General features: G+C 60.4%; 21 protein-coding genes and 1 tRNA gene. 13 read left to right on the top strand and 9 right to left on the bottom strand.

The window, feature by feature from the left end; translation table 11 throughout:
• Positions 1 to 299: 299 nt before the first annotated feature.
• A complete protein-coding gene (locus tag J3T92_RS08040) occupies positions 300 to 2,519 on the top strand; it encodes a cation:proton antiporter (RefSeq protein ID WP_267400952.1) in 2,220 nt (739 codons plus the stop codon).
• Positions 2,520 to 2,525: 6 nt separating this feature from the next.
• Here J3T92_RS08040 and J3T92_RS08045 read toward each other — a convergent pair whose 3' ends face one another.
• From J3T92_RS08045 to J3T92_RS08065, 5 genes are all read right to left on the bottom strand, one after another.
• Positions 2,526 to 3,281, bottom strand: a complete 756-nt coding sequence (locus J3T92_RS08045; RefSeq protein ID WP_267400953.1) for an alpha/beta hydrolase — start codon at positions 3,279 to 3,281, stop codon at positions 2,526 to 2,528.
• A gap of 31 nt (positions 3,282 to 3,312) precedes the next feature.
• Entirely contained in the window at positions 3,313 to 4,122 is an 810-nt protein-coding gene (locus tag J3T92_RS08050; RefSeq protein WP_267400954.1) for a hypothetical protein, read from the bottom strand.
• Between the two features lie 203 nt (positions 4,123 to 4,325).
• The gene (locus tag J3T92_RS08055) at positions 4,326 to 4,559 is read right to left on the bottom strand and encodes a DUF2188 domain-containing protein (protein WP_045934889.1); all 234 of its coding nucleotides are present in this window, start codon (positions 4,557 to 4,559) and stop codon (positions 4,326 to 4,328) included.
• 588 nt (positions 4,560 to 5,147) lie between these two features.
• Complete coding sequence (locus J3T92_RS08060) at positions 5,148 to 6,329, bottom strand: tyrosine-type recombinase/integrase (protein ID WP_267400960.1); 1,182 nt, start codon at positions 6,327 to 6,329, stop codon at positions 5,148 to 5,150.
• Positions 6,313 to 6,975, bottom strand: a complete 663-nt coding sequence (locus J3T92_RS08065) for a hypothetical protein (protein ID WP_267400961.1) — start codon at positions 6,973 to 6,975, stop codon at positions 6,313 to 6,315. The genes J3T92_RS08060 and J3T92_RS08065 overlap by 17 nt, the downstream gene beginning before the upstream one ends.
• A 344-nt stretch (positions 6,976 to 7,319) precedes the next feature.
• On the opposite strand from J3T92_RS08065, the gene J3T92_RS08070 reads away from it, so the two are divergent.
• The 8 genes from J3T92_RS08070 (at position 7,320) to J3T92_RS08105 (ending at position 13,142) form a co-directional block, all read left to right on the top strand.
• The gene (locus J3T92_RS08070) at positions 7,320 to 7,640 is read left to right on the top strand and encodes a hypothetical protein (protein ID WP_267400963.1); all 321 of its coding nucleotides are present in this window, start codon (positions 7,320 to 7,322) and stop codon (positions 7,638 to 7,640) included.
• A 392-nt stretch (positions 7,641 to 8,032) separates the two neighbouring features.
• Positions 8,033 to 9,163 (top strand): DUF3631 domain-containing protein, encoded by a 1,131-nt coding sequence (locus tag J3T92_RS08075; RefSeq protein ID WP_267400965.1) that lies wholly within the window; start codon positions 8,033 to 8,035, stop codon positions 9,161 to 9,163.
• Positions 9,141 to 9,398: a hypothetical protein gene (locus J3T92_RS08080; protein WP_267400967.1), complete on the top strand. Its 258-nt coding sequence runs from the start codon at positions 9,141 to 9,143 to the stop codon at positions 9,396 to 9,398. Before J3T92_RS08075 ends, J3T92_RS08080 begins: the two co-directional genes overlap by 23 nt.
• Complete coding sequence (locus J3T92_RS08085; RefSeq protein ID WP_267400968.1) at positions 9,392 to 9,739, top strand: hypothetical protein; 348 nt, start codon at positions 9,392 to 9,394, stop codon at positions 9,737 to 9,739. Before J3T92_RS08080 ends, J3T92_RS08085 begins: the two co-directional genes overlap by 7 nt.
• Positions 9,736 to 10,251 (top strand): hypothetical protein, encoded by a 516-nt coding sequence (locus J3T92_RS08090; RefSeq protein ID WP_267400970.1) that lies wholly within the window; start codon positions 9,736 to 9,738, stop codon positions 10,249 to 10,251. The genes J3T92_RS08085 and J3T92_RS08090 overlap by 4 nt, the downstream gene beginning before the upstream one ends.
• Positions 10,244 to 10,621 carry a hypothetical protein gene (locus J3T92_RS08095; protein ID WP_267400973.1) on the top strand — a complete coding sequence of 126 codons (378 nt, stop codon included), beginning with the start codon at positions 10,244 to 10,246 and terminating at the stop codon, positions 10,619 to 10,621. Before J3T92_RS08090 ends, J3T92_RS08095 begins: the two co-directional genes overlap by 8 nt.
• 214 nt (positions 10,622 to 10,835) lie before the next feature.
• Positions 10,836 to 11,687 (top strand): phage major capsid protein, encoded by an 852-nt coding sequence (locus J3T92_RS08100; protein WP_267400974.1) that lies wholly within the window; start codon positions 10,836 to 10,838, stop codon positions 11,685 to 11,687.
• Positions 11,688 to 12,509: 822 nt separating this feature from the next.
• A complete protein-coding gene (locus J3T92_RS08105) occupies positions 12,510 to 13,142 on the top strand; it encodes a bifunctional DNA primase/polymerase (protein WP_267400975.1) in 633 nt (210 codons plus the stop codon).
• Here J3T92_RS08105 and J3T92_RS08110 read toward each other — a convergent pair.
• From J3T92_RS08110 to J3T92_RS08120, 3 genes are all read right to left on the bottom strand, one after another.
• The gene (locus J3T92_RS08110) at positions 13,093 to 13,575 is read right to left on the bottom strand and encodes a hypothetical protein (protein ID WP_267400976.1); all 483 of its coding nucleotides are present in this window, start codon (positions 13,573 to 13,575) and stop codon (positions 13,093 to 13,095) included. The genes J3T92_RS08105 and J3T92_RS08110 overlap by 50 nt on opposite strands.
• 102 nt (positions 13,576 to 13,677) lie before the next feature.
• A tRNA-Gly gene (locus J3T92_RS08115) sits at positions 13,678 to 13,748 on the bottom strand.
• A 118-nt stretch (positions 13,749 to 13,866) separates the two neighbouring features.
• Positions 13,867 to 14,985, bottom strand: a complete 1,119-nt coding sequence (locus J3T92_RS08120) for an ROK family transcriptional regulator (RefSeq protein ID WP_267400978.1) — start codon at positions 14,983 to 14,985, stop codon at positions 13,867 to 13,869.
• Between the two features lie 296 nt (positions 14,986 to 15,281).
• On the opposite strand from J3T92_RS08120, the gene J3T92_RS08125 reads away from it, so the two are divergent.
• The 4 genes from J3T92_RS08125 to nagA are packed head-to-tail and all read left to right on the top strand — an operon-like array spanning position 15,282 to position 19,829.
• A complete protein-coding gene (locus tag J3T92_RS08125; RefSeq protein ID WP_416378828.1) occupies positions 15,282 to 16,586 on the top strand; it encodes an AGE family epimerase/isomerase in 1,305 nt (434 codons plus the stop codon).
• Positions 16,587 to 16,592: 6 nt separating this feature from the next.
• On the top strand, positions 16,593 to 17,699 hold the full coding sequence (locus J3T92_RS08130) for an ROK family protein (RefSeq protein WP_267400980.1): 1,107 nt from the start codon (positions 16,593 to 16,595) through the stop codon (positions 17,697 to 17,699).
• Positions 17,696 to 18,484: a glucosamine-6-phosphate deaminase gene (gene nagB, locus J3T92_RS08135; protein WP_267400982.1), complete on the top strand. Its 789-nt coding sequence runs from the start codon at positions 17,696 to 17,698 to the stop codon at positions 18,482 to 18,484. The genes J3T92_RS08130 and nagB overlap by 4 nt, the downstream gene beginning before the upstream one ends.
• Positions 18,485 to 18,521: 37 nt before the next feature.
• Positions 18,522 to 19,829 (top strand): N-acetylglucosamine-6-phosphate deacetylase, encoded by a 1,308-nt coding sequence (gene nagA, locus J3T92_RS08140; RefSeq protein WP_267400984.1) that lies wholly within the window; start codon positions 18,522 to 18,524, stop codon positions 19,827 to 19,829.
• Here the strand turns inward: nagA and J3T92_RS08145 are convergent.
• Positions 19,820 to 20,692 (bottom strand): ABC transporter ATP-binding protein, encoded by an 873-nt coding sequence (locus tag J3T92_RS08145; protein ID WP_267400985.1) that lies wholly within the window; start codon positions 20,690 to 20,692, stop codon positions 19,820 to 19,822. The genes nagA and J3T92_RS08145 overlap by 10 nt on opposite strands.
• Between the last annotated feature and the right edge of the window lie 96 nt (positions 20,693 to 20,788).

A 20,788-nucleotide genomic window follows, 5' to 3' on the forward strand; every position in this document is an offset into this window, starting at 1 on the left:
GTCTTCATGAGTATACCGATTGAGCCGGCTCTTCATGCACTTACGGGAGTCCCCAGGCCGGATTTTCACAAATGTTCGCCTATCGCGAGCGCAGTCTGTCCACCATTTCGCCTTGAGGTGTCAACTTAGCGCACATTGTCCATTAATGCTGTTCCTGGATACCGTGATTCCGTACAATGGATTATGCGACGTCAATCCTCATGCAACCCTGTACTCGGAGATTCCTTCATCGGTCGAATGAACCCTACTAGTCGGGCCTGCGGCAGCCCGCCCGGGATTGCGTGGCGGAAAGGAAGCCCGTGGAAACATTCATCCTCATTCTGTGCATACTTGCTGCCGTCCTCGTCTCTTCCTTCATCTCCAGATTCATTCCCCGGATCTCCACCCCCTTGGTCCAGATTGCCTTGGGCGCGGTCATGGCCCTGCTGCCCATTTTTCCGCGGATGCGGCTGGATCCTGAGCTGTTCATGGTTCTCTTCATTGCGCCCCTGCTCTACTACGAAGCCCACACCGTCAACAAGGTGGAGCTGCTCAAGGGCTTGCGATCATCCCTTTCCCTGGCCATCGGACTGGCTGCCCTGACCATGATCATGGTGGGCGTCATCCTGCACGCTGCCTGGCCCATGTTTCCCCTGGCTGCAGCCATGGCCCTGGGTGCCGCCCTGGGGCCCACCGATGCCGTGGCTGTTTCCTCCTTGGGCGAGAGTGCCGACCTTACACCGGACGAACATTCCATTCTTGCCGGTGAATCGCTCTTCAACGACGCCACTGGCGTCATCGGCTTCCAGTTCGCCATCCTGGCCACCGTGACCGGCTCCTTCTCCCTGCCTCAAGCCCTGGGCGAGTTCCTCCTCGAGTTCGTAGGCGGCATCGGTTTCGGCCTGATCATGGGCTTCGTGGTCAACTGGCTCTTTGAGTCCGCCCGCCGCCTGGGCTGGGAGACCACCACCACCAGAATCCTGCTGGAGCTCTTCCTGCCTTTCCTGATCTACATGGTCGGGCAGAACATCCTGCATGTGTCCGGGGTCCTGGCCGTGGTCTCCACCGGGCTGCTGGTTCGCTTCGACCACACCGGAGTAGGCCCCAACACATCCAAGGCCAACATCGTCTCATCCAGCGTCTGGAAGGTGCTCTCCTTCAGTCTCAACGGCGCGGTCTTCGTCCTTCTGGGCATGCTGCTGCCGGCGGCCATGGGCACCAGCTGGCGAGACCGTCGGGTCAGCAACTGGATGTTGGTGGCCACCATCACCCTGGTCTGCCTGACCGTGATTGCACTGCGCTTCCTCTGGACAGCCAGCGTCCTGATCTTCACCAAGGACCATGATACCGGCAGCAGACGAAGGATCACATCCAAGCTCCTGAGGTCGGCGGCCGTCATGACCTTCGGCGGACCCAAGGGGACCATCACCTTATCCTTGGCCCTGACCATCCCCTATATGACCGACGACGGGTCCGCTTTCCCCATGCGCAGCGAGCTGATCTTCGTGGCCGCCGGGGTCATCATCGTCACCCTGGTGCTAGCCAACTTCGCCCTGCCGCTGCTGGCCCCTTCACAGAGCAGCGAAGTTCCGGCCCAACAGGTCGAAAAATCCATCAAGGTGCTCAGAGGCACAGTCCGGGAGCTTTCCAGCCGAATCACTGACGAGAACCGGCTGGCCATCCAGCACGTGATCAAGCAGTACAACCACCGCATCGCCAAGCTCAAGTCGCGGATCGGTCAGTATTCCCCCAAGGACTTCCAGGACCTGCAGGTGCAGACTATGGAGTGGGAGCAGGATTACATGGAGGAACGGCTGAGCCGGATTGAGGAGGCCCAGGATCAGCTGGAGGAACGGCTCAAAAGCAAAGACGCCAGTATTGAGCAGGCACCTGCATCAGCACATCCTGCGACCGAGGCCGAACCCAGCACCGAGGCCGAGACCGTAGCCGACAGGGATGCCGATGCACAGCTGATCGACCGGCGCAACGACCGCGGAGACGACCAGGAGGAACTGCTGAATCTGCGCAGCCAGGAACAGGCAGCACGCAGGATCCTGTCCACCATATCCGGCTCCCTCTTCCACTTGGACAGGGGCGGAGAGCTCCGCTGGAGGGCCTACACGGCTCGCAGGCGACTCAGGGGCCTGCTACACAGCCAGTTCCACCGCCTGAAGCACCTGACCCAGCCGATCGACAAGGATCGTGTCTTCGTGGCCGGACGCCACCTGCAGGCGGAGATGAACCACTTCCTAATTGAAAAGCTCTACTCCGAGCTGGGCAAGGGCCGCTTCAAGACCGAGGACCTGCTCAACACCATCATCAACCACCAGATGATCGAATCCTCGGCGGAGGGAAAGACCGAATACGCGGGCATGCCGGCCGTCAGAGATCAGGTGGAGGAGGCCAAGCGCGAAGGGTATGCCATCGAGCTGGGCCAGATCCAGGACATGGTCGAATCCGGAGAGATCTCGCGCACGACAGCCAGGAAGATGCGCCGCAACGTCTACGTCATGCAGGTCGATGCCGACTCGGCCCTGTGAGCCGATCTACATAAGGCCCGAGGTCACGTCGATCTCGCCCAGCCACTGGCGAAGGTCATTCATCTCGCGCATGTCGACGGCATGGTCCAAGTGATCGTACTCGGTGGTGTGCAGCCATACGTGCTCGTCCAACCAGGCGGCCAGGGCCCGGAATTCGTACTTGGGCACCGTGGTGTCATCCGAACCGAAGCCCAGGAAGACCGGCTTGTTCAAGCCAGCCAGGCGCTCATCCGCCGGAGCAGTGCCGGGCACTAGGCCTGGGGCAAGGAACCCGGACAGGCATATGGATGCCCGGTAGCGCTCAGGGTTGACCCGAAGCAGATGAACCGCCAGCATGGCTCCCTGCGAGAAGCCCATGGCCACCACAGGTCGGTCCTCGGGGATGTTGGCTGAAACCCAGGCATCCACAGCCCGAGCCGCTGCGTAGCCATCCCGATCCAAGTCCTCCTGTTCGGGGCGCATATCGTGAAACCAGGTGTACCCAGGGCCGAACATGCCGCGCTCGCTGCCCGGCACCACCATGGGCGCCCGCAGGGATGCATAGTCGTTGTAGGGGGCCACGTAGCGCATCAGGTCAGCCATGTCCTCCTCGTTGGAGCCCCAGCCGTGCATGAGTACAAAAATGGGCCGCGAGGGGTTGCCTGTGCCCTGCTTGCGGGACCAGCGGACCTGCTCGACCTTGAGCTCCTGCCCAAAACGTCCGGGCACCACCGTGGAGGGCCGACCCACCAATCCGCCATTATCCTTTTGTGCTTGATCCATATCTGCCACGATAGTCGACCGGGCCGGTCATTCAATGCTGACTCATGAGCGGCTCGGCCTGGCCACCCCACTGGCCCTGCAGTCCGGTCACCTGAGTCTTGCTGCCTACCACCATCCAACGCTTGCCGGTCAGCAGCCATAGATCCTGGGGCTGCAGCCCGCCTCCGTAGCGGGAGTGCAGGTCAGGCACGCGGGCGCGGATGGGCCCCTTGGCCAGAGATGCCGCAGAATCGTTGTCGAAGACCACGTAGGCCATGGTCGTATCCGTGCAATACCGGGCCTGGGAGATGCCCACATACCCATCTAGGCCAATGTCATGCCAACCCGAAGCGCACTGACCGACAGCCTTGTCGATACCGCCGGTCATAGCCTGGGCCGAACTGATGGGCGCTTCGTCACGCGCAGGAGCCTTGATGATGCCCTTGGGAAAAGAGTTGGCGATGAGCAGGCCTGCCACGGTCAGGAGCATTCCGCAGATCAGAAGAATAATGCCCGCCGAGCCCACGGATGGCCGGTTCGGGATTGTTCCGGAGTGACGGGCTATGACGACCAGGATTATGGTCAAAAGGGCAAAGGCCACGGAGACACCCACCCAGGCCGAGATGCCCACCTGGCCTATCACCCCTAGCCTGGAGGGGGCTATGGCATGGGCCAGCAAGGCAGCGCCCGCCAGGGCTGAGACCAGCCCTGTAACCACCGCAAACCGACTCCAGATGTTGGCATGGGCTATCTGAATAGGACGCTCATCAATATCCGGGCGAGGAGGATAGGAGGCTGGCAGACCCTCGTCATACCCGCTGTCCGCCAGCCGCTGATCCAGCTGGTTGAATCCATCGGCCATCGACCTCGCCACCTTTCACGGTTGGTTTCAGTCTATGGGGGCGGACACATGCAGACCAGCGCCGGCGGCCAATGCTTCACCATCCCAACATCCTGCTGGACTGATAGATAGGCATATTAGAAGCGCCTAGTTACTTATCGCCGCGACGTTCGGCACCAGCACAGGTCCGATGACGGCGAAAGAACCTGGAGCCCGGTTGGAGTTCAGCCCTTGATGTCTCGGGGATCCTTCTTGCCTATGGTGCGCTTGTCGCGGATTTTATTGCCGCCCTTGTTATGGATGTTGACCTCGCCGCCGCCGGACCGATCTGCAAAGACCTTGGCCTGCTTGGTGGCCTCCGCCTTGGTGGCGAAGGTACGAGAGACGCGTGAAGCCCCGGCACGCTTGACTGTCCAGAGATCGCGATCCCCGTCGTATTGCACGTGATAATCAGCCATGATGGCCGTCCTTTCCATACTTCCCTGTACCCCCTCATCTTCCACTGCCCGACCTGAGACACCGTGCTTCGACACTCCAGAATTTTCAGGAATATTGTTCATCAAAGACCCGGCCCTGTGTTGCAACTCCTGTCTCAAATACAAAGTGGCTCTGTGATTAGAGCGGAGTCTGGCGACAACTCGACATGATCCTGCAAATACCGAAAAGCACACGCATGACTTCGGCATTCATTCTTCCGCGTTTGTTACTGAGAAATAATTTTCAAGAGTCTTCTTACCTAGAACCAATAAAAAGCCGTTTAGGAATAAGGCGCTTTGCGGAGATATACGGACTCGATAAGCCTATGACCAGGAAACACCCACGTAAGCACCCCATATTCCATATGTCAGATTTGCGACATATGGCGCGATCTCAAAACCAGATTATGATAATAAAGCTCAAAATATATGCAAATATGAAAGGTTTGAAATCCCGATCTTGATCGACATGTCCGTGAATCCGACTGGAGCGGGCGACGGGAATCGGACCCGTGACCTTTGATTACCATTCGATTCCATCCAATCACAGGAACTCTGTTTTCGTTGTGATTACAGGGTTTCTGAATCATCCTGGATTATGGTGATATGGCTGGTTTCGTCTGATTGTGTTGCCAAATTGTTGCCGCTCAGGGCCTCGTCTATGCGCCTTCCGATGCTGACGGCCACATCGTCCAGGTCGGTGTCGAACAGGTCCGCGTAGGTGTCCAGGGTCATCTGGGCGCTCTTGTGCCCCAGCATCCGCTGGACGGCCTTCACGTTGGCCCCGCTGCTGATCGCTATGGATGCCGCCGTGTGCCGCAGGTCATGACAGGTGAGGTAGGGGCAGCCTGAAGCGTCGAGGGCCTGCCTGTACCAGCCGTTCTTCCTGGTGGTCTGCTCGTGTATCCTGCGGCCGTCCTCTTCGGTGAACACCAAATCCTCCGGGTCTTTGCCCCGGCAGTCCTCCATGATCGCGTCGAGCACCTGCGGCGGGACGGGCACGTCCCTGGTCTCCCAGGTCTTCGGCGTCCCCTCGTAGTAGTTGGAGCCTGAGCGAACGTAGTTGAGCCTGATGGTCAGTCTGCGGTTGGCCCGGTCCACATGTTTGACGCGGAGGGCTGCGGCTTCCCCCCATCTGAGCCCGCAGAAGCCGAGGGTGAGGATGAGGGCCTTGTGGTGCCCGGCCTGGTTGGCCAGGCTGATGACCTGTTCGGGTGTCAGGTAGACGCGTTCCTTGCGCACCTTCCTTGGTAGTTGGGTGTTTTCGCATGGTGAGCGGCGCAGGAGGCCGTCCGCCACCGCCGAGTCGAATATGCCTTTGAGGACCCCGTAGGCTCTGATGACCACTGTCGGGCTCCGGCCCGGTATGTTCCTGGCGGGGTCTCCCCTGCTGAGTTGTGACACCCATGCCTGCACTTCGCTGTGTCGTATGGATGCCACGGTCCTGTCGCCCCATTGGGGTTGCACATGGACCCTCCAGGCTGATTCCAGATCCCCGTAGTATTTGGGTTTGATGGCCCCTTGTTTGCCTTCCAGCCAGGTCTCCCCCAGGTCTTCTATGAGGGTCCTTCCCCCGTGGGGGTCTATGTAGTCGTGGTCATTGATGGCGACGGTGACGCGGGCTATATAGTCCTTGGCCGCCTTCTTGGTCCTGAACCCGCGCTTCTGCCTTTGCCGGTGGGCCGGGTCACGGTAGAGGACCCTGTAGCGTTTGGAACCGTCAGAGGCCCCATACTCATGAATCGACGCCATTACCGTCAGAATTATTCAAATCATCTGTTTGCCGAAAAGAGCGCTTTAACGTTTCAAGCTGCCGTTTAGAAAATGCGTCCTCGTCAAAAAGATAGCTAGGCTGCACATAAGCCCAGTAAGGCCCATACGTGTGGGCCATAGAGCTTTCTTTTTCTTCCGATTCATCTGCATTAGTGGAGCTCTCAGCGATCCATTTAGAAAGCACTACCCCGGCTTCATCTTTCATGTATCCAAAAAGTGCCGACGGGCTCGTTATTTCAAGCAGATCTTCTACATCTTCATCAAATTCACTATCGCTCATCGAAGCAACGCGGACCAGCCTAAGACGTTCTTCAAGCAGATGCATAATAGAGGTTCTAACTTGCTCTGCAAGCTCACTCACTCTGTCTAAAGAATCAACGAGCGCCTTATTTTCAGAACCCACGAAATAACGCCACATTTCAGTTTTCCCAAAGCCCAAACAACTCAATACATCAGCAGCCTCACCCAATCTCAGCTGCCGTTTACCGTGTTCAACATTAAAAACCGTTGTTTTGGTCCAATTGTGGCCGAGCTCTCGCATTTTAGCAGCCAACAAATCCATGGACATTGAGCCGCGCAATCCAGTTAGATTATTCCCGATAATTGAGTCAGAGGACTTATCCATATCTCTATGCTACATCACAGAATCACAACACGCCGTTTATTTCCAGGTTGTCTCAAATCGAAACACTGTGTTATGTTTTCATTTAGTAACACGATGTTTCTATTTCAGAGTTAGGAGAATGATGCAACAGCAGGTCCCGGAATTAAGTACCGATTCGTTTCTAGACATTGATCAAGCGCTATCTTTGATGCCAGGGTTTTCGAAAAACCATCTGGCACAACTCAGATACACAGGTAAAGGCCCAAAATTCTATAAACCAACACCTAGAACTGTGCTGTACAGAAAATCAGACATCCTCGAATGGTTGGAATCCTCAGCCAGAACCTCCACGGCGGAGGCATGAGATGAATAAAGCAAGAATGAGAATGGCCGCGCCTGTTGGAGCAGGTGCGACCGGTAGAGAATCCTTGGATGGCCGGGATTCATCGTTCACTTTAGCATTGTTCTCCTTCCTGGAGGTCAGCCCCCGGGTGAGCCGGGCCAGGGTGGCGAACACCATGCCCGACGACTTCGAGCAGGTCAGGCAGGAGGAGCTGAAGCGCCAGGCCGACCTGGCCAGGCTGCGTGAGTGGAGCCTGAAGCAGGGGCACTGCCTGGCCTCCCAGGCGCGGCGCAACAGGTTCAGACGTGTCTGGCTGGGCTCCCGTTGGGGTGAGGCCGCATGAGCGCGATCGACGAATACATGAACAGCCACCCCGTGGTCAAAAGACGGTTCGACTCGATGAACCCCTCCATGCAAGGGCCTGGGCGGGGTCATGGCAACGCCGTCCCGATCCATGCCGGACGGCAGGCACCCACCCCCTCAGTGAAAGTGTCTAATGTGTCTAATCCGTCTAAAGTGTCTACCCCGGGCAGGCGGGGGGACCCCCTCCAGGAAGTGTCCAAAGTGTCTTTTCCGTCCGAAGCGTCCGGCGTCGTGGATCGGGTCTTTGCCTGGTTTTCTCGTTATATCCGCACTCAACGCCCTTCCGATCTGGAGTATGTCACCTTGTGGGCGGTGCATACGCACCTGTTACCCGCGCTACCCGTATCGCCCAGGCTGATCATCGATTCCATCATGCCCGGTTCAGGAAAGACAACCCTGCTGGAGCATCTGGCGCATGTCTGTCACCTGCCGTTGATCGCCAGCGGTATCAGCAGCCCGGCATTGATTCCAAGGATGATCGCGGCCACCGGGGACGAGTCCATCACCGTGCTCATCGACGAAGCGGACCGCACGCTGGACCCGAAGAAGGATGGGGTAGGCGACCTGATGGCCGTCATCAACTCGGGATCCAAACGCGGAGCAACCAGACCAGTGCTGGTCCCCGACAAGGACTCAGGTTGGAAGGCGCAGAACATGCCCACCTATTGCGCTGTCGCCATGGCCGGCAACAGCCCCATGCTCCCCAGTGACACCAGGAGCCGCAGCGGGCAGGTGTTCCTTCTGCCAGACACGAGCGGCCAAGCCGAGGAAACCGACTGGGTATCCGACTCAAGCATGGACGACGCCGCCAAAAGCCTTCACGACGACATCGCCGCATGGGCCGATCAGTATGGGGACCAGGTGCAGGCCGCCAGACCGGTACTGCCGGAGGGATGCAGGGGACGAGCGAAAGAGCGTTGGGTCTCGTTCGCGAAGATCGCCGCGGTGGCAGGCGGCAGATGGCCCGAAGCCGTCACCAGCATGGTCCTTCAGGACATGGAACGCGAAGAGGCGGAACAGGCCGACGGGCTGAACACCATGCCGCCCAAGGCCCTGCTCATCCAGGATTGCCTTGAAGTCATGGCGGCGGAGTTCACCCCGACCCTGACCCTGGTCTCGCGCCTGTCCATGGGACACCCGGAACGTTGGGGGTCAGAATCCCCATACGGCACCCCACTGACCCGACAGCGCCTGGCGAAGATGCTGTCCCCCATAGGCGTGCACAGCGTGCAGAACAGGGCCCACAACGACAGGACCAGAGGCTATCTGAGGTCCGACCTCGAACGGGTGGCCCAAGCCCTCACCACCCCTTCCGGGCATGGTTCGCGTGGTGCACGTGGTGCACGTGGTGACAGTGCGAACCATGCGAACCACGAACACCACGCGAACCACGTCCAGGAGGGGGGTGCGGGCGTCCAACGACTGGACACTTTGGACGCTTCGGACACTTTGGACACTTTAAAAGAGGGGGTGGGTGGGGATGAACCGACTCTCGGATTCTGAGGACAGGAAACGGACCGGCCCGCCCAGGCAGGCCACGATCGTCCACCTGTTCCATGGCACTCTCAGGGACGGGGAGGAGATCACCACCCTGTGCGGGCAGGACATGACCCTGGACCTGGACGGCACCCTCGAAGCGACCGGCTCGGGCGAATACGTGGTGTGCGCCCTGTGCGAGGCCGCCTGGCAGCTCGCCGACATCCCCATCCCCCGACCGGAACAGGGGACCCTATGGTGAGCGACTTCCCCGAAACCATCGACGTGAGCGCCGAACGCGAGTACGCGCGCCATCTGGCCCACCGACTGTTGAACGAAGCGAGCCTGGCCCTCATGGAGGGCAGGGCGGGCAGTGTACGCATCCCGCGCATGGACCCGCTGTTCGGCGCGGTGTGCGGCCGGAGCCTGCAACTGCTCGCCGACCGGATCGACACCATCAGCCTCACCGCACCTTCACGGCCTGAAGGAACACAAGAAAAAGCCCGGACGCCATCAACATCCGGGCCATTATCAAGGAGAACCACTATGAGTAACTCCACCATCAATGATACAGGACTCCCAGGCGAGGAGGCGGACAAATGAACACCGCACCCGCATCGACTGAGACCCGGCCCCATGCCGGGCAGGACTGGGGACACCGGCCCATCATCCTGCACTACGTGCCCGATCTGGCAGTCCGGCAGGGCAGACGCTCAATCGCCCTGTGCGGGCAGCCCGTCACCTGCGACCAGGAGGCCACCAGCAAAGGGCTGACCGGCGGCGAGGGGGTCGTCTGCCCCATGTGCGACCTGGAACGCGAACGGCTCGCCCGCCGCTGCCAGGACCCCGACGAACCTATTTACCCACTGGCCGTCAGCCTGGGACTGCAAGACCTCATGATCCATGAGGCCGGATTGACCGTGTGCGAGCTGGCCGACAGGACCGGCCTGGACGCGCGACGACTCCACCGGGAGCTCATGAGCGGCCAGGTTCCCGTCGACCACATGCGACAAATCGCGCAAGCCTGCGGCACAGGCATGGACGGGGTGCTCATGCGGGTGGAAGCGGCGGAAAGGGCCATCAACACCACAAGGAGGGGGCAGGCCAATGACTGAGGAGGACATGGACGGGCTGGCGCGCCGCCTGGAGGAGGCCGACCGGCTGGACGGGCAGGCGGCCAGGACGGTGGGCCTGCGGGTCATGATGGACTGGGTGCTCCTGGCGGCCAGGGCGTACGCGCTGGGCGTGGGCGAGGTCAGGGTGGCCCTGCCCTGCGCGAACCCCGACACCCCGGAACGCACCCGCCTGATGGTGGCCGCCGTGCTGCGCAACGTGGCCGAAGGGCTCCTGGACCTTCAGGAGACCCAGGCCAAGGACCGGGACAGCGACCCGGGCACCCTCCTGCTGGAGGCCTGCGACCGGCTGGGCCTGCCCTACACCACCATCACCGACTGGAGGAGGCAGACCGGGGAAGGCCAGGCATGAAACCGGCCCATGAGGTATAATGGAGACGTCCGCGTGCAGGACATGCGGGCGTCTCACTTTTATAATTTCAACGGCGTGCAGGCCATGCCGACCGGATCCGGGTCCAAGGCGACCGGGACTGGACACAATCAATCACACTCGCAACAAGACGAGCATGGCCGCAGCACGTCCTTTCACAGGGCTCCCGACGCGCCATGCGGACAGGAACACCATCATGACCGACACCACCAACATCATCACCACCGGCACCGGCAAGGAAGGCCTGTGGCCCGGAGGCACCTTCTACCCCGCCCAGCAGATCACCCCCGACGCGCTCATCTTCTCCCAGACCAGCGTCGGCGGCAGCATCAGCGGCGACGGACCCGTCGCACGCATCCCCTACATCAAGGACGGCCTGGACGCGGCCATCGTCGCCGAAGGCACCAGGATCGCCGAAACCGACCCCGACCTGAGCGAAATGTACGTGCACACCCACAAGATCGCCGTCCTCACCCCCATCAGCAACGAGGCCGCCGAATACGATCAGACCGTCAACCTCATCCAGGCCGGCATGGTCAAAGCCATCACCGACAAGGCCGACAGGCTCCTCCTGCAAGGCGACCAGGGCGACATCAAGGGCCTGGCCCTCACCCCCGACATGATCGACGCGGGCGACATCAACGAAACCACCGGGCTCACCCCGCTCCTGGACGCCATCGGCAAGGTCGGCGACAACGGAGGCAGCCCCACCGGCATCATCATGGGCTACGGCACCTGGGCCAACCTGCTCAAACTCAACGACAAAAACAACCGGCCCCTGATCGCCACCGACGTGGCCAACAGCCCCACACCCGCCATCTACGGGATCCCCATCATCCTGAACATGCAGACCCCGGCAGGCACCATCCTCCTCAACGACAGCAGCCAGGTCCTCAGCGCCGTCAGCCAGGCCGCCATCGCTTCCAGCGACCAGGCCTACTTCGCCAACGACTCCATCGCCCTGCGCGTCACCATGCGCCTCGGCTTCGGAGTCCTCCGCCCCAACCGGCTCGCCAGACTCACCGTCAACAAGACACCAGCCAAATAAACACCACAGGCGAAACCAGGAGCAAACCAGAAGGCAGCCGACACGAACCAACACGCGACGGCTGCCTTCAACCACACCTACATCACGAACACGCCGGAAGACTCAGACAGCCACCCCTGGTATCGGCCACTCGGCATGCTCGTGGCATTCAGGACAATTGCGCCTTGTTGACAAAATAGCAGCAAGGCGCAGTGACTCAGTGACTCACTGACTCACTGATGTCGCGACCTCCACAAACTGATCACAATTATTATTGCGCTAACAATAATCAGTGTTATCATTGCTTGGATAGAAGTGAGTTGATCAATCAACTGTGACGAGATGAATATGATCAGCATGCTTTCGATATTGTGTTTATCCATCGCTGGACTGTTCCTTTCTTGCCAGTCGAGTCAAGACCTTCTTGACTGCTGACTTTGTGCATGGTACCGATCAGCTCAGCGATGGAGCCTTTTTTGACTAGTTTTCGGGGAACTCAAGTGTGATCTTCGTCACACTTTATTCAGGGTTACTTGCTCAATGAATGATCCGACCCGGGGTGGGGGGTGCCTCCCCCGGCAAGGGCGGATAACCGCCGGATAGCACCACCGATTGTGCGTGCGCCTTCCCATTCGTTTTCCGGCCGGATTCAGGGCTTGCAGGGTCTCCTGGCGTTCGCGGCTCTGCGGCCCGATTCTGTGCCTTTCAGGAGCGGCTGGGCGATGTGCTTGGGTCGGCATTCCGTGGCAGGAACTGGTTTTTACCGTTGTCACGTAATGGACTGAATGCCTGCTATTGCTTGGTTTTCTTGTTTTCCAAGTATTGTCACGATATAATTAAAGCATGACACGATGCGAGTTCTGCGGCAAGCCCCTGCCTGAGCATTCCGGAAGGGGACGCCGGCGCAGGTTCTGTTCCGACGCCTGCCGGCAGCGTGCCCATCGGGCCGGCAGGACGATGCCGGTGCCCCCGGACATGGCGATGGCCGACCGGTGGCTGCGCTGGCGGCTGGTCCACGGGGGCGAGAGCGCCAGCAAGCGTCCGATCCGCTTCGACGGAGCCCCGGCCTCAAGCACCGACCCCGCCACCTGGACCGGCCTGTCCACAGCGGAGCAGTCCACGGCCGGGGATGGCCTGGGGTTCGCCCTGGGGGGCGGGTTCGCCTGCATCGACCTGGATCACTGCTACGATGCGCGCGGCTATCTGGCGGACTGGGCCAAGATGCTGCTTGCGCCCGTGGCGGGCAGGACTTGGATCGAGATCAGCCCATCCGGCCAGGGTTTGCACATCTGGGGCCGCTGCCAGGAGCGCAAGGGCATCAAGGTCCGGGGCCTGATGGACGCGGAGGCCTACTCGCAGGGCCGGTACATGACCTACACGGGCCACGCCTGGCGAGACAGCCCTGTGAAGCTGGCCGACCTGACCTTCATTTTCGACGTGATCGAGAGACTGGCCGTTTATGATTGTCCTTCGTGAACATCATTTGAATTGCATCCGCGCATGCTTCCGTGAGCGGCTCACCAATTGCTTCTTTATAGTTGAAGCCTAATAGTTGAACTGCTTTAAGTGTATCTACCGACACTAAAGCATTTATTTCATCAGCCTCAGTCTTAAAGTCAGCATTGTCCTTGCCAAAGATATTAATAAGTTGCTCTATCGTATTATGTAAATGCTCAATATCTTCGTCACTAATTTCGATTCTATCTATCTCAGACTTATATGTTTGTGCCAGTGTAATGGCTTCGGAGCGGTCCTCCATTAAGTCATGGATAATAGCCTCATACGAGTCGGCCATTTCTTTCTGATTTTTACGAAGCCTAGCTGCTTTCATCTTGCTGAAAACCGCATCGCCAAGTGACTTCCCTACTAAATTAGTAAGCGTTACAGCCATTGCCTCTAGTGCTGGCATTACTTCTCCTTCATCAGCAAAGTGTTGCCAAAGTGTTGCCACTCACTTAAAAAACAGAGCAATAAGGCGATGTCTTCTTTGGCATTCCAACAATCCTATAAGAGCGGGCGACGGGAATCGGACCCGCCTCTGAAGCTTGGGAAGCTTCCATTCTACCAATGAACTACGCCCGCAAATTGGCTACCGGGGTCAGACCTCGGCCAACCGCGAGTCACCATGGTAGCAGGTCTCGGCGATGTGCGCGAATCACCAACTCCGGGTGCGGCTGCGAAACAGGTCTTCAATCAACTTTCAGACGGTGCCGTCAGGCTCAATCAGGTCGGACACCACTGTGGAGCAGGCCCCAAGCAAGGCGGCATCCTCACCCAGGGCCGAGCGGTCAACCACAAGGGGCCGCCGGAAATCAGTGGCCAGGGCATCGTTCATGGTTTTTTCCATAGCACTCAGGAAGATGCGGTTGACCACCCTGGAGTCGCCCAGAACAGCCACGCGAGGAATGTCCATAAGGCCGGCAGACATGGTCAGAACACGGCCCAGCAGTTCACCGGCTCGGCGCAAAATGCTGGCCAGATTGTCAGGATCCCTGTCCATTGCAGCAGTCAGCTTGGGAACGCTGATCAGAGATTCCAAGCAGCCGCGCTTGCCGCAGCGGCACTGAGGGCCTGTGGGGTCAACGACCACATGGCCGATCTCGCCGGCCGCACGGTTGCAACCGGTCACCAGCTCGCCGGAAACCAGCAACCCCGCCCCAACTCCGTCGCCCAGATGGACCAGCAGTAGGTCAGATTGTCCTGAGCCGAACTGCTGCTCGGCCAGCACCTCGTTGTTAGCATCGTTGTTGACCGTTACCTCCAGGCCTGTCTTCTCATGCAAATAGCCGCGCAGGTCGGTCTGAACCCAGCCAAGGTTGGTAGCATCATCCACCACGCCTTCAGCACTGACGATGCCAGGACTGGATACGCCGATGCCCATGATGGGGTGGGCTGCCCGCTGCATCAATGAATCGGTCAGCTCCCCCACCAAGTCCAGGGGAACCTTGCCGCCAGCAGTCAGAGGGATCTCCTCACGCGCCACTACCTGCCCGGTCAGGTTGAGCACCGCCCCCCTGAAAACGTAGGGCGTGGAAAGGTCCAGGGCCAGGATGTTGCGCCCGTCGGGATTGATGCGCAGCAGCCGTCCCCTCTTGCCCGGCCCGGTGGATTTGCTGTAACCCACCTCCATGAGCAGATGCTCGCCCAGCAGCTCGGCCACAATATCTGATATGGCGACCCTGGTCAGTCCTGAAGCGCGGGCCAGATCAGCCCTGGTCATACTGACATCGGGATAGAGCAATCTGAGCAGGATTGCTCGATTGTGGTGCCGCACCGACTTGGGCAATGCCTTGGACAGGTTGCCGCTATTGCTGGTCATAATTCGCCTGACGATAGATAATGCGGGAACGGGGACCCGCCATGGGGATTGGGCCTTGAACCCCGTGACCATGCCCATCCATGCTTGCTCCTTATATTGTAAACATCCTTGCCCGGACAGATCCAGATCTCGCCATAACGGCATCAAACTGGTTCGTTTTCAAGACTACGCACTAGCATCATGGGCAAGACTACGGGATAGTCAGTAAAAAGTTCAGTTCCCTAACAATTACGTGTTAGGCTGTGAACAGATACCAGAAACAGCTGCATCCCTCGCTGAGCAAAGGAGCGATCGCCATGACCAAGACACCGAACCATCCGGGAGCCTCATCTTCCGCCATGAATCCCCGATACCTGCTGGGAAACGAAGCCAATCGCATCTTCATGGCCTCGCAGACCTATGGCTTCCTGGACTTCGGGCGCGGGTTCCCCACCGAGCAGGGCGGCGCCGGCTGGCTCAATGACGACGGCAGCATCGACCCAGACCAGGGAATCCAAACCTGGATCACCTGCAGAATGACGCACGTCTACGCCATCGGCAGCCTCCTGGGCTACCCGGGAGCATCACAACTGGTCCACCGCGGCGTCCAGGCTCTTCAAGGAAACCTGCACGATGACGAACACGGCGGCTGGTACCCCTCGGTCTCCTGGCAGGGCCAGCCCGAGAGCGGCAAGACCTGCTACACCCACGCCTTCGTGGTCTTGGCCGCCTCTTCGGCCATGCTGGCGGGCGACTCCGATGGACAATCCCTGCTGGAACAGGCGCTGGAGATCTTCAACCGCTACTTCTGGGATGATGACAGGGGCCTGGCCGTCGACACTTGGGACAGCGGCTTCACCCGGCTGGACCCCTACCGGGGGCTCAACGCCAATATGCACAGCACTGAGGCCTTCCTCGCCGTAGCCGATGCCACCGGCAAGGAGGAATACCGCGAGCGCGCCGGACGCATCATCGACCAGGTCATCGGCTGGGCCGAGAACAATCAGTGGCGCATCCCCGAGCACTTCAACAGCGATTGGCAGGCCGACCTGGACTACAACGAGGACAACAAGGCCGATCAGTTCAAGCCCTACGGGGCCACGCCGGGCCACGGAATCGAATGGGCCAGGCTGATCACTCAGTACGCATTAAGCAGGTTCGATCAGGAGGCCGACCGCCGCCGCTACACCGAGGCAGCCGAGCACCTGTTCGCCAGGGCTGTGGAGGATGGCTGGGCCGCCGACGGGTCCGAAGGCCTGGTCTACACCACCGACTGGCAGGGCGGCCCGGTGGTCCACGACCGCATGCACTGGACCCTGGCCGAGGCCCTGAACACTTCGTCCACCCTCTACGCAGCCACCGGCAAGACCACCTACGCTGACTGGTACGCAACCTTCTGCAGCTACGTAGACCACTACCTGATCGACCACCAGGGCGGATCTTGGTGGCATCAGCTGAATGCCGACAACCACGTGATCGGCACGGTCTGGCCCGGCAAGTCCGACCTCTACCACGCCTTCCAATCCACCCTGATCCCCTACAACGACCCGGCGGTCTCCATCGCTACGGCCATCAAGCAGGCCTGCGGACAGGGATGGGCGAACCAGGCCCAGGCCCGCTAAAACCCCATGGCAGCAGCGACCCCGCACCTCAGGGCGGGCACAAATAGCGTCCAGGCCGACCCGATCAGCCTAGGGATAGACATCGGCGGCACCAAGATCGAGGGTGTGGCCATGGATGGTGACGAACACCTGCTGGCCTGCCATCGGATCCCCACGCGCGAGGGCAGCCAAGCGGTTCATGACGACACAGTGATGCTTATCCGCCACCTGCTGGACCAGGTGGGCCCAAACCAGGGTCCGGTCACCGTAGGCTTAGGCATCCCGGGGCGAGTGGACGCCAATCGAGGGATGGTGGACGACGCGGTCAACTTAGGCATCCGCCACATGGCTCTGGGCCCTGCCGTCGCCAAGACGACCGGTCTGCCCGTCCGCGTCGAGAACGATGTGAACATCGCTGCTCTGGGAGCTGCCTCGCAGACTGGCGACACTCTGATGACCCCTGGAGCCACACCCCACTCCCAGGCTGCTCGGGACCAGGCCCGACGACCCGCAACTGAGCCTGGACGCGACGGCCCCAGGGCCCTGCCCGACCATGACGACCACACGGTGGCCTTCATCAACCTAGGCACTGGTCTCGCAGCGGGCATCATCAGCGGGGACCGGATCGAACACGGAGCCAGCGGGGCAATCGGCGAAATCGGCCACATCCCAGTAGATGCCCACCAGTTTCCCTGCAAGTGCGGCCAGCGGGGCTGTCTGGAGACCGTGGCCTCCGGCTCGGCCGCGCAGGCCCTCTGGCCGGGGATCGCGCACCCCTTGCCTGACCTTATCGCCCAGGCAGGCCAGGGGAATCAGCAGGCCCAGGATGTGCTGGACATCATTGGACATGGCATTGCCCTGGCCGTGCAGATCGTGGCCCTGACCATCGACCCCGCAGTCATCATCCTGGGCGGAGGCATGAGCAAAACCGGTCAGCCCCTGCTGGATCTGGTCACCGAGCATCTGAATAGGAGTGCGGCCTGCAGCCACTTCATCACCTCGCTGAGTCTGCCCGACCGGCTTCGTCTAGCCCCAGCCGACCTGCCCATCGCGGCCATCGGCGCAGCCCTGGCAGGACGCATGGCCGCCGATAGTCGTCCATCTGACTTTATTGGAAAGGAAACCGCATCATGACCGAAATCATCATCGTCAAGTCCCAGGAGGAAGCCGGCGAAATCTATGCCCGCTGCACGGCCGACCTGATCCGGCGCAAGCCCGACTGCGTGCTGGGTCTGGCCACGGGGTCCAGCCCACTGGCGGCATACCAGGCGCTTGCCAATCTGGTCCACAAGGAGGGAATCGACGTCTCCCAGGTGCGCGGGTTCGCCCTGGACGAGTATGCAGGGCTGGATCCGGCCCACCCCCAGTCCTACCGGTCCACCATCGACCGGACAGTGGTCGAGCCTCTGGGCCTGGACCCCGCCAAGGTGAGGGTACCTGATGGAAACCTGGACACCATCAAGGACGCTGGCCGCGTATACGACCAGGCAATCGAGGATGCCGGCGGCGTCGACCTGCAGATCCTGGGCATCGGCACCGACGGACACATCGGCTTCAACGAGCCCGGATCCTCCCTGGCCTCGGGCACCCGCATCAAGACCCTGACCGAGCAGACTCGCATCGACAACGCCCGCTTCTTCGACGATGACATGGACCAGGTGCCCACCCACTGCATCACCCAAGGAATCGGAACCATCCTCAAGGCACGCCAGTTGGTCCTTCTGGCCTTCGGCGCCGGGAAGGCGGAAGCCGTGGCCGAGAGCGTAGAGGGCGGCATATCGTCCTTCTGCCCAGCCTCCGCCCTCCAGATGCATCCTCATGCCACCGTGATCGTGGACGAGGCCGCCGCCTCACGCCTGCGCAACCGCGACTACTACAAGTGGGCATATGCCAACAAGCCTGACTGGCAATCCATCTGATCGTCCTGACCGGCAAAGTACAGAAGGCAAATCATACATGTCCAAGGAAGCATACGAGTCGGCAGGGCTCGCGGTCGAGTCATCCCTGAACGGACCTGCCCATCCCCTTGTCCTGACCGGCGCAAGGCTGATAGACGCCCGCGGCATCAGGGAAGCTAGCTGGATTCTGGCCCTGGATGGCAGGATTGAGCAGGTCGGGCAAGGCAGGGAGAGCCTGGAATCCGCCCTGAGAGCCGCTGGCCTGCCCAGCCTGCTCTCATTCTTTCAGCCTGGATCCGATAACCATGACGCGAATGCGAACGGTGTAGAGTTCATCGACGCGACCGGCTCCATCCTCACTCCCGGGTTCATCGACATCCACTCCCACGGCGGTTGGGTCCACTCCTTCGATGACGGAGACGAGGCCATCCGTACAGCCAGAGCCTGCCATATGGTCCATGGAACCACCAGGCAGGTGCTCAGCCTGATCACCAACCCAGTCGACACGATGTGCGTCAATCTGCGCTCGGTCAGGCGGGTCATGGACTCCAGACCCGACGTGCTGGGGGCCCACTTGGAGGGGCCTTTCATCGCCCTCTCCCGTAAAGGGGCGCACGATCCCAAGTGTCTACGCGACCCTGAACCTGCGGCCCTCGACAGTCTCCTGGAGGCTGCCGACGGTTGCATACGCCAGGTGACATTGGCTCCCGAGCGCGACCATGGCTACGAGGCCATATCCCGCCTGGCTGAGTCCGGCGTGGTTCCTGCGGTCGGCCATTGCGATGCCGACTACGACCAGACCCGCCGCGCCTTCGATGCCGGCGCCCGCATACTCACTCATGTTTTCAACGCCATGAACGGCATCCATCATCGTCAGCCAGGACCTGTTCCGGCCGCCGTGAAGGACCCCCGTGTCACGGCCGAGCTGATCAACGACGGTTTCCATGTCCAGGACCCCTGCATCGACTTGGCCTTCAGGCTCTTTCCCCATCGGATAGCCCTGGTCACCGATGCCATGGAGGCTACTGGCTGCGAGGACGGTGCCTACAAGCTGGGCTCCCTGGATGTAACAGTGAGAGGCGGCCACGCCCGCCTGACCTCCAACGGAGCCATAGCTGGTTCAACCCTGACCCTGGATGTGGCAGTCGGCAGAGCCATCCAGGCCATCGGTCTCCCGGCCCACCAGGCCGTGGAAGCCGCCACTCTGACACCAGCCCGGGCTCTGGGGCTGGACCGTCCCAACCCGGTCACAGGTGCTCCACTGGGTCTGCTGGCACCCGGCTATGCAGCCGACCTCCTCCTCCTGAGCCCGGCCGACTGGTCCGTCAAAACCGTGGTTTGCAACGGGCGCAGAATTCAGACCTGAATTGATCTGAGCGGCTCCTTCTGCTCGGATCCGGACAGAAGGAGCCGCTCTATATCCTCCTGATCCATATGATGGTAGGAACCGCAAATCCTCCCATCCCGCATATACAGGATTCTGTCAGCCCTGGAAGCCACCCTGGCATCATGAGTGACCAGAAGGCTGGCCTTGAGTCCCGCACTCATGGCTGCTTGGATGGCATCAAGTGTGTCCTCACGGGCTCTGGGATCCAGGTTGCCGGTGGGCTCATCCGCAAAGAGAACATGCGCATCCATGATCATGGCCCGAGCGATGGCCACCCGCTGCTGCTGACCTCCTGACAGCTCGCCCACCTTTCGCCCCATTACATCGGTCGGCAGGTCCACACAGGACAGAGCCCGACGTACAGCATGATCATCGGCGGCTGAACCATTCAAGGACTGCGGCAGGATGATGTTCTCGGCGACTGTCAGGGAATCGACCAGCATGTAATCCTGGAAGATGAAGGCGAATTCGGTCCTGCGAAGCCTTGCCCGGCGAAAACCCGGCTGCTGAGCGATGTTCCGATGCCCATACCAGACCTCTCCTCGCGACGGGGTCAGAATGCCGGCAAGCAGCTTGAGCACAGTGGACTTCCCGCATCCCGAAGGTCCGATCAAGGCCGTGATCCGACCAGATTGCAACACTATATCGACCGGCCCGATCTGCGGGGCCGACCCATTCCTGTCATGCGACCTTCCCAGCAGACGACGCCTACGGCGACCGCTGTCCGGATAGTCGTAGCAGACAGACTTGGCCTGCAAGACCTTATCGTTGGCATCCGGATCCCCGTCATGAGCAGTTTTCAGCCTTATCCTTGCGTCCCGTCCCCCATGTCTTGTTTCCATATGTCCCTCTTTCCTGCGTCCGATTTTCGAAATGCCAGCTGCACGACTGCTGCGAGCAACGCATTTCGTGATGACCGCAACAGACTTCTCAGGCCA

The sequence above is a fragment of the Bifidobacterium sp. B4081 genome, from assembly GCF_026537335.1.
Taxonomy (GTDB): Bacteria; Actinomycetota; Actinomycetes; order Actinomycetales; family Bifidobacteriaceae; genus Bombiscardovia.

Bases quoted from the DNA above. Each gene is read 5' to 3' on its own strand.
- J3T92_RS08145 (WP_267400985.1), bottom strand. From the start codon at position 20,692: ATGGAAACAAGACATGGGGGACGGGACGCAAGGATAAGGCTGAAAACT.
- J3T92_RS08080 (WP_267400967.1), top strand. From the start codon at position 9,141: ATGAACCGACTCTCGGATTCTGAGGACAGGAAACGGACCGGCCCGCCC.
- J3T92_RS08085 (WP_267400968.1), top strand. From the start codon at position 9,392: ATGGTGAGCGACTTCCCCGAAACCATCGACGTGAGCGCCGAACGCGAG.
- J3T92_RS08070 (WP_267400963.1), top strand. From the start codon at position 7,320: ATGAATAAAGCAAGAATGAGAATGGCCGCGCCTGTTGGAGCAGGTGCG.
- J3T92_RS08050 (WP_267400954.1), bottom strand. From the start codon at position 4,122: ATGGCCGATGGATTCAACCAGCTGGATCAGCGGCTGGCGGACAGCGGG.
- J3T92_RS08120 (WP_267400978.1), bottom strand. From the start codon at position 14,985: ATGACCAGCAATAGCGGCAACCTGTCCAAGGCATTGCCCAAGTCGGTG.
- nagB (WP_267400982.1), top strand. From the start codon at position 17,696: ATGACCGAAATCATCATCGTCAAGTCCCAGGAGGAAGCCGGCGAAATC.
- J3T92_RS08095 (WP_267400973.1), top strand. From the start codon at position 10,244: ATGACTGAGGAGGACATGGACGGGCTGGCGCGCCGCCTGGAGGAGGCC.
- J3T92_RS08110 (WP_267400976.1), bottom strand. From the start codon at position 13,575: ATGCCAGCACTAGAGGCAATGGCTGTAACGCTTACTAATTTAGTAGGG.
- J3T92_RS08065 (WP_267400961.1), bottom strand. From the start codon at position 6,975: ATGGATAAGTCCTCTGACTCAATTATCGGGAATAATCTAACTGGATTG.
- J3T92_RS08060 (WP_267400960.1), bottom strand. From the start codon at position 6,329: ATGGCGTCGATTCATGAGTATGGGGCCTCTGACGGTTCCAAACGCTAC.
- J3T92_RS08045 (WP_267400953.1), bottom strand. From the start codon at position 3,281: ATGGATCAAGCACAAAAGGATAATGGCGGATTGGTGGGTCGGCCCTCC.
- nagA (WP_267400984.1), top strand. From the start codon at position 18,522: ATGTCCAAGGAAGCATACGAGTCGGCAGGGCTCGCGGTCGAGTCATCC.
- J3T92_RS08075 (WP_267400965.1), top strand. From the start codon at position 8,033: ATGCCCGGTTCAGGAAAGACAACCCTGCTGGAGCATCTGGCGCATGTC.
- J3T92_RS08090 (WP_267400970.1), top strand. From the start codon at position 9,736: ATGAACACCGCACCCGCATCGACTGAGACCCGGCCCCATGCCGGGCAG.
- J3T92_RS08100 (WP_267400974.1), top strand. From the start codon at position 10,836: ATGACCGACACCACCAACATCATCACCACCGGCACCGGCAAGGAAGGC.
- J3T92_RS08105 (WP_267400975.1), top strand. From the start codon at position 12,510: ATGACACGATGCGAGTTCTGCGGCAAGCCCCTGCCTGAGCATTCCGGA.
- J3T92_RS08125 (WP_416378828.1), top strand. From the start codon at position 15,282: ATGACCAAGACACCGAACCATCCGGGAGCCTCATCTTCCGCCATGAAT.
- J3T92_RS08130 (WP_267400980.1), top strand. From the start codon at position 16,593: ATGGCAGCAGCGACCCCGCACCTCAGGGCGGGCACAAATAGCGTCCAG.
- J3T92_RS08055 (WP_045934889.1), bottom strand. From the start codon at position 4,559: ATGGCTGATTATCACGTGCAATACGACGGGGATCGCGATCTCTGGACA.